General features: G+C 63.1%; 7 protein-coding genes and 1 tRNA gene. 1 reads left to right on the top strand and 7 read right to left on the bottom strand.

The genetic code is table 11. The annotated features are described in order from the left end of the window. Positions 1-136: 136 nt before the first annotated feature. Positions 137-209, bottom strand: a tRNA-Ala gene (locus tag ACHIRB_RS17670). Positions 210-380: 171 nt separating this feature from the next. Further along, the gene (locus ACHIRB_RS17665) at positions 381-1,130 is read right to left on the bottom strand and encodes a DsbA family protein (protein WP_395118207.1); all 750 of its coding nucleotides are present in this window, start codon (positions 1,128-1,130) and stop codon (positions 381-383) included. Positions 1,131-1,245: 115 nt separating this feature from the next. On the opposite strand from ACHIRB_RS17665, the gene ACHIRB_RS17660 reads away from it, so the two are divergent. Beyond that, entirely contained in the window at positions 1,246-1,977 is a 732-nt protein-coding gene (locus ACHIRB_RS17660; RefSeq protein ID WP_395118205.1) for a VIT1/CCC1 transporter family protein, read from the top strand. Here ACHIRB_RS17660 and ACHIRB_RS17655 read toward each other — a convergent pair. From ACHIRB_RS17655 to ACHIRB_RS17635, 5 genes are all read right to left on the bottom strand, one after another. Next, positions 1,948-3,159, bottom strand: coding sequence for an MFS transporter (locus ACHIRB_RS17655; protein ID WP_395126334.1), 1,212 nt, complete (start codon positions 3,157-3,159; stop codon positions 1,948-1,950). The genes ACHIRB_RS17660 and ACHIRB_RS17655 overlap by 30 nt on opposite strands. A 70-nt stretch (positions 3,160-3,229) precedes the next feature. Beyond that, a complete protein-coding gene (gene pgm / locus ACHIRB_RS17650; RefSeq protein ID WP_395127734.1) occupies positions 3,230-4,873 on the bottom strand; it encodes a phosphoglucomutase (alpha-D-glucose-1,6-bisphosphate-dependent) in 1,644 nt (547 codons plus the stop codon). Between the two features lie 52 nt (positions 4,874-4,925). Beyond that, the gene (locus ACHIRB_RS17645; protein ID WP_395126332.1) at positions 4,926-5,288 is read right to left on the bottom strand and encodes a fluoride efflux transporter FluC; all 363 of its coding nucleotides are present in this window, start codon (positions 5,286-5,288) and stop codon (positions 4,926-4,928) included. Next, positions 5,285-5,704, bottom strand: a complete 420-nt coding sequence (gene crcB, locus ACHIRB_RS17640) for a fluoride efflux transporter CrcB (RefSeq protein ID WP_395118200.1) — start codon at positions 5,702-5,704, stop codon at positions 5,285-5,287. The genes ACHIRB_RS17645 and crcB overlap by 4 nt, the downstream gene beginning before the upstream one ends. A 138-nt stretch (positions 5,705-5,842) precedes the next feature. Further along, positions 5,843-6,460 (bottom strand): LON peptidase substrate-binding domain-containing protein, encoded by a 618-nt coding sequence (locus ACHIRB_RS17635; RefSeq protein ID WP_233528787.1) that lies wholly within the window; start codon positions 6,458-6,460, stop codon positions 5,843-5,845. Positions 6,461-6,600 lie beyond the last annotated feature (140 nt).

The raw sequence follows: 6,600 nt of genomic DNA, 5'->3' as shown, positions 1-6,600 counted from the left end.
CACCATTCTTTGTTGGTGACACGGACTTCCGCTCAATCGCCGTGAAAGCACGAGGCTAGACAGCGAGCTGGATCACGTTGCAACGACAAAGCAGAAACCGCAGGCCAGAATGTTCTCTGACCTGCGGTTTCTTTTGTGGAGCTAAGGGGATTCGAACCCCTGACCCCCACACTGCCAGTGTGGTGCGCTACCAGCTGCGCCATAGCCCCGTGCTTCGCGATCGGTTGCCTGACCGCTCGACCGAAGTTACACCATCGGCACTTCGGTCAACAAATCCCGAGCTGGACCCTCGTCACTGTGCACCCATTCGGGTCGGTGTGCACGCAAAAGCATGCACACCGACCCGAATCAACGCAGCCTGATAAAGCAACCTCACGCGGTCAGCCCAGCTTCTCGATCCAGTCGGCCTTCGCGGTGTCGACGATCTTGCCGTCGAGCAGAGCGGTCGGTGTGACCTTGGCTCCGGCTGCCGCCATCACTTCACGACTCTCGTTGGCGCCATCAGCAGCTTCCTGCGCCTTCGCTCCGCTCGCGATGCATTGCACACCGGCGTCGGCAACGCCCGAATCTTTCGCTAGCTGAGCGAGCTGCTCATTTGAGAGGTCGGTCTTGCCCTTCTCTTCGGGCTTGTTCTCGTCTGCGTAGAGCGCGACATGGAACTTGTTGTACGCGATCGCATTTCCCGTTTCGGCGACGCATCGAGTCGCCGCTGCTGCGCGGGTGGAATAGTCGCCACTCGCCGACAGCTGGTTGAGCCCATCGAGCATGTGGTAGCGAATCGCCAGCTTGCCGTCGTCGACCGCTTGGGCCATTTCCTGACCGAAGAGATGCTCGAATTGCTGGCAACCGGGGCACATCGCGTCTTCGAATAGATCGACCGTTACGGCGGCGTCGGGACGGCCGAGACGAACCGCGCCCTCGTCCTGGATCTGGACCTGCACAGCGGCGTTGTTGACCGTTCCGTAGCCCTCGTTGCGAGGCTTGTCGCGATTGTTCTGCCAGATCACACCACCGATCACGACAATCGCAATCACTACGAGCGCGATGCCGCCGAGAATGTAGGTCGGCGTGCTCGACGTCGGCTTCGGCGTGTACTTCGAACTGGCTTTAGCCTTCGGCTTGGCGTTCACCGGAAGTCCTTCACTTTCTCTCTTTCGACGTGCAGCTTGCGTCCCACTCTGCCATTTCGGTCTGAGCCGGCACTGAGAATCCCCATCGAGACGGTTGCGCGTAGATTCAGCGCCTGTGACCGACGCCTCGTCCGCAGACGATTCGCTACCGCACGAATTCGACCACAAGCACTCCGACGTCTCCGGTGGGTGGCTGCGAGCCGCGACTTTCGGCGCGATGGACGGCCTCGTCAGCAACACCTCACTGATTGCCGGTATCGGCGGCGCGGGCGTGGCCTCGCACACCATCGTGCTCGGCGGCGTTGCCGGTTTGGTATCAGGCGCGTTTTCGATGGCACTCGGCGAATACACCTCTGTCACAACACAGAACGAGCAACTCGACGCGGAGGTGTCGGTCGAGAAGAACGCATTGCGCCGATACCCCGATGCCGAGCTCGCCGAATTGGTCGACATGTTCGCAGGGATGGGCATGAGCGAGGAGACCGCTCGTTCGGCGGCCGCAGAAGTGCACGCCGACCCCGAACGCGCGCTCGACATACACGTCAGCCAAGAACTCGGCTTGGATCCGAGCGACAAACCGTCACCGCTGGTCGCAGCAGGATCGTCGTTCGCGATGTTCTCGGTCGGCGCGGTGTTTCCGCTACTCCCCTATTTGCTCGGCTTCGCCTCGCTCACAGCGGGACTCGTTGTCGGCGGCATAGGCCTGATGCTCGCAGGCGCACTCGCTGCGCGGTTCACCGCGCAGTCGACGATACGAGGGGCGTTGCGGCAGTTGCTGTTCGGCGCAATCGCCATCGGCGCAACCTACGCGATCGGCTCACTTATCGGAATCGGCATCCCCGGCTGACACTTTCGAGGACTTGGCGGCAACCCTCGACGACGTCTCCGGCGACACCGACCAGAACAGGGCCGCCGCAAGCATCAACGCGCCCGTCACCGCGAATGCGACCTGATACGACAGCACCTCGGCCAACACACCGGCAACGATGGGTCCGACGACAACGCCGACGTCGGTGACCATTTGGACGGCGGCGAGCACCGGTCCGCCTCTGACCTTCGATCCGATGATGTCGGCGATCGCGGCCTGCTGCGACGGCAGCGTGAGACCGACTCCGACACCGGCGATGAATCCCGTCAGCAGAAACACCCAGATCGATTCCGAGACACCCATTCCGATGGTCGCACTACCGCTGATCATCGAGCCGAGAACGAGGAAGGGCTTGCGCCCGTAACGGTCCGACAGCCGACCCGCTGGGATGAGAACCAACGCATCGCCGACCGCAAATGCCGTCAAAGCAAACCCGGCGATCTTCACGTCCCGATGCAACGCCTCGACGACGAACAACGGTATGACGGCGAAGCGAACGCCCATCACCGCCCAACCCTGAACAAAGCTGGCCCACAACGCAGCCCGGTACGCGACCTTCGCCAACCCGTCCCGCAGCGTCATCGTCGGAGCATCCGCAGCGGCCGCCGGTGTCGCGAGCGTCGAATCGCGCAGCGCAAAGTAGACGACCGCAGCAGCGATCAGCAGCGCCACCGAATAGATAGCGAACGGGACGCGTAAACCGAAGCCGAGCAACGCACTACCGACCAGCGGTCCCGAGATGGCACCGAACAGAAAGCTCGTTGCGTACAGCCCGGATACACGACCGCGCATGTGCGGCGGCGAGATTCGGATGACCAACCCGAGCGACGAAATCGTGAACATCGTCGAGCCGATGCCGCCGAACGAGCGAAACACCAAGAGCTGCCAGTACTCCTGCGCGAACGCGCATGCGCCGGTGGACACGGCGACGACCAGAAGACCGATCAGGTAGATCGGCCGTTCGCCACGTCGTTGCACCAGTCGGCCGCTAGCGGGAGCAAAGATCAAGCGCATCAACGCGAATGCGCTGATGATCCCCGATGCAGCCGCCGGACCGACGCCGAAGCTTCGCGCATACTCCGGCAGAGCCGGTGCCACGATGCCGAATCCGAGCGCGATGACGAAGCTGGCGGTGACGATCACCCAGATCTCGGCGGGCAGCCGCTGCGACCGCGAACCCGCGCCGGCATCGCCATGAACCTCAGGAGCGTCGCCCGAAACGGGACCGGGCTCACTCACCGGCTGCGAGCGCCTCGGTCACCAATTCCTTTGCCGCGTCCTGGACTTGCGTGAGATGGTCGGGTCCCTTGAACGACTCGGCGTAGATCTTGTACTTGTCCTCGGTCCCGGACGGCCGAGCGGCGAACCACGCGTTTTCCGTCATCACTTTGATGCCGCCGATGGCTGCGCCGTTGCCCGGAGCGTGGGAAAGGATCGTGGTGATCTTCTCCCCTGCGAGTTCAGTGGCTTTCACCTGATCCGACGAGAGCTTCGCGAGTACCGCTTTCTGGTCGCGCGTCGCGGGCGCATCGATGCGCGCGTATGCGGGACTGCCGTAACGCTTTTCGAGCTCGGCATAACGCGACGACGGGCTTTGCCCCGTTACCGCGGCGATTTCCGACGCCAGCAAAGCGAGAACGATGCCGTCCTTGTCCGTCGACCAGACTCCGCCGTCCATTCGCAGGAACGACGCACCGGCGCTCTCCTCACCGCCGAACGCCAGACTGCCGTTGAACAAACCTGGTACGAACCATTTGAATCCAACCGGCACCTCGTAGAGACCGCGACCGAGCACTGAGACGACCCGGTCGACCATCGACGACGTGACCACGGTCTTGCCGACCTTGCTCAGCGCATCCCAGCCGATTCGGTTCGCGATCAGGTAGTCGATCGCAACCGCGAGGTAGTGGTTCGGGTTCATCAAGCCGCCATCGGGTGTGACGATGCCGTGTCGATCGGCGTCGGCGTCGTTACCCGTCGAGATGTCGTAGGCGTTCTTCGCTGCGATGAGCGACGCCATCGCATTCGGTGACGAGCAGTCCATCCGGATCTGTCCGTCGGTGTCCAGCGTCATGAAACGGAACGTCGCATCGACGGCAGGGTTGACTACCGTCAGATCCAGGTCGTGCCGCTCGCCGATCTCACCCCAGTAGTGCACGCTCGCACCGCCGAGCGGGTCGGCACCGATGCTGATTCCAGCGCCACGGATCGCATCGAGGTTCAGGACGTTCGGCAGATCGTCGATGTAGATGTCGAGGTAGTCGTACTGCTCGACCGCTGTATCGAGTGCCTGCGCGAGGGTCACGCGTTGCACACCTTCGAGACCGTTGAACAACAGCTCGTTCGCGCGCGCAGCAATCGCGTCGGTCGCTGTCGAATCGGCAGGACCACCGTGCGGCGCGTTGTACTTGAAGCCACCGTCGCGGGGCGGATTGTGCGACGGCGTGACGACGATGCCGTCGGCCTGCGCCATGGCACCCGAACTGTTGAACCGCAGAATCGCGTGACTCACCGCCGGCGTCGGCGTGTAGCCGCCGCGCGAATCGATTGCAACCGTCACGCCGTTCGCAGCGAGCACCTCCAGCGCGGTCGTCCACGCCGGCTCCGACAGAGCATGAGTGTCGCGACCGAGGAACAGCTGTCCGGTGATGTGCTGACTGGCTCGATAGTCGGCGATCGCCTGTGTGATCGCGAGGATGTGCGCTTCGTTGAATGCACCATCCAGACTCGAGCCTCGATGACCCGAGGTTCCGAACACCACCTGTTGCGCGGGATTCGACGGATCCGGTACTCGGCTGTAGAACGCCGTCACCAGGTGCGACAAATCCTCCAGGTCCTCCGGCCGCGCCGGTTGACCGGCTCGATCGTGGGCCACTATGACTCTCCTCTTCCGTGGGCGCGTTGCCGCGTACTCGCTCTGTATTCGATCACGTCAGTAGCCATTTCGTCGCCGCGGAGCCTGCGATCGCCGCTGCGAGGCCGGCAGCCAAGCTGACTGTGACATTCGCAAGAGCAAGACGGTAGGCGCGGGCTTCGATCAGCCGCACCGTCTCGTAACCGAAGGTGCTGTACGTCGTCAGCGCACCACAGAATCCTATTCCTGCCAATGCCATCACCGAACTTGTCACGCCCGCTCCGACCAGACCGCCGAGGATCGCCGACCCGATCAGATTGACCGTCAACGTTCCCCATGGAAACAGGGTGTCACGGCGAGCTTGTACTTCCTTGTCGATCAAATAGCGGACAGGTGCTCCGACCATTGCTCCGACAACAACCAACGCTGCGGTCATACCCGATCACCGCTTTTCGAACCGACCCCGCTGATCGCTCGCGTTGCCGCCATCCCAGCCATGACCGCAGTCACCGCCGCAAGGACCGTGCCGAACAGGTACACCAGAGGCACTATGACATCGGCCGTGTCGAACAACGTGTGAACCTCGACCGCATAGGTCGAGAACGTGGTGAAGCCACCCAGAATTCCGACCCCGAAGAACGGCCGCACCAAACGATGAACGGTCCACACCTCGGTGATCAGCACCATCAGCACGCCGATCAGCAAACAACCGGTGGTGTTGATCAGCAATGTCGACCACGGTATGTGGCCTGCTACGGGCGGCAGCAGATGGCCGATGCCGTACCGAGAGACCGCTCCGATTCCACCACCGACGGCAATCGCACCGAGGACGGCCAGATCCTGCTTCTGCATACATGTACTCCTACTCCACCCGGTAACGCGGGCCTACTCGAGTAGGGACCGTTAGCGGCGGGAACCGCGGTTGAAAAACGACGAGCCCCAACGCCGCACCCGTTTATGTTAGACCGCGCGCGGACCGAAGGCCCAGCCTTACAGCAGTCGAAACTGCAAGACCGCAATGACGTCGGAGAGCGCATCGGCCAGTACGTGCAACCGTGTCGTCGGCCCCGCAGCCGAGAGCACCTTCTGCCTGTCGGACTCGCCGATCGGCAGACCGGATGCCAGCGCGAACGAACGTGGTGTCGGCTCCGACACCAAAGGCGGGTCGGCAAATGTCGGCACTGGCGCACCGGATTTCGCAGCGAGATCGTGCCAGCTCGCCTCCAGCTCGTCGGTCAACTCGCCGACCCGTGCGAGGGCGGCCGCAGGATCCCCGTCCGGCTCGTCGGGCCAGAATTCCACTTCCGCCCGCGGATAAGGATCGTCGAGCAGCCACCGGACGATGCGCAATCGCTGCTCACCGACGGCAATGATTCCGAACCGACCATCCGGTAGCTCGACGCACGACCCGATCAGCGCTGCCGTCCCGACGAGAGCGCGCTCGTCACCTCCTCCGACTTCACGTCCGCGGGTGATGAGCACGACCCCGAAGCGCGGCTGCGGCGCAGCGAGGCACGCCTGAATCATCGCGACGTAGCGCGGTTCGAAGATCTGCAGGGGTAGCCGTTCACCAGGCAGCAGCGCGGCCCCGAGGGGAAACATCGGCATGATTTCCACGGGACCAGGTATACCCCGCCGACGCGGGAGGCGGCTACGCCGCTCGTGCGTCCTTTCGGAGGTCCCACCCTCCGAAAGGACTGGCTCGAAAATGGGTAGGTGAGTGGGCAGGCGACAGCACCCGGCGCAGC

Origin of the sequence: Antrihabitans spumae, assembly GCF_043944905.1 — a bacterium.
GTDB lineage: Bacteria > Actinomycetota > Actinomycetes > Mycobacteriales > Mycobacteriaceae > Antrihabitans > Antrihabitans spumae.
This window is presented reverse-complemented; position numbering and strand designations above follow the sequence as displayed.

What these genes read in the sequence shown, in the direction of transcription:
- ACHIRB_RS17635 (WP_233528787.1), bottom strand. Translation starts at nt 6,460, where the DNA reads ATGCCGATGTTTCCCCTCGGGGCCGCGCTGCTGCCTGGTGAACGGCTA.
- ACHIRB_RS17645 (WP_395126332.1), bottom strand. Translation starts at nt 5,288, where the DNA reads ATGACCGCAGCGTTGGTTGTTGTCGGAGCAATGGTCGGAGCACCTGTC.
- crcB (WP_395118200.1), bottom strand. Translation starts at nt 5,704, where the DNA reads ATGCAGAAGCAGGATCTGGCCGTCCTCGGTGCGATTGCCGTCGGTGGT.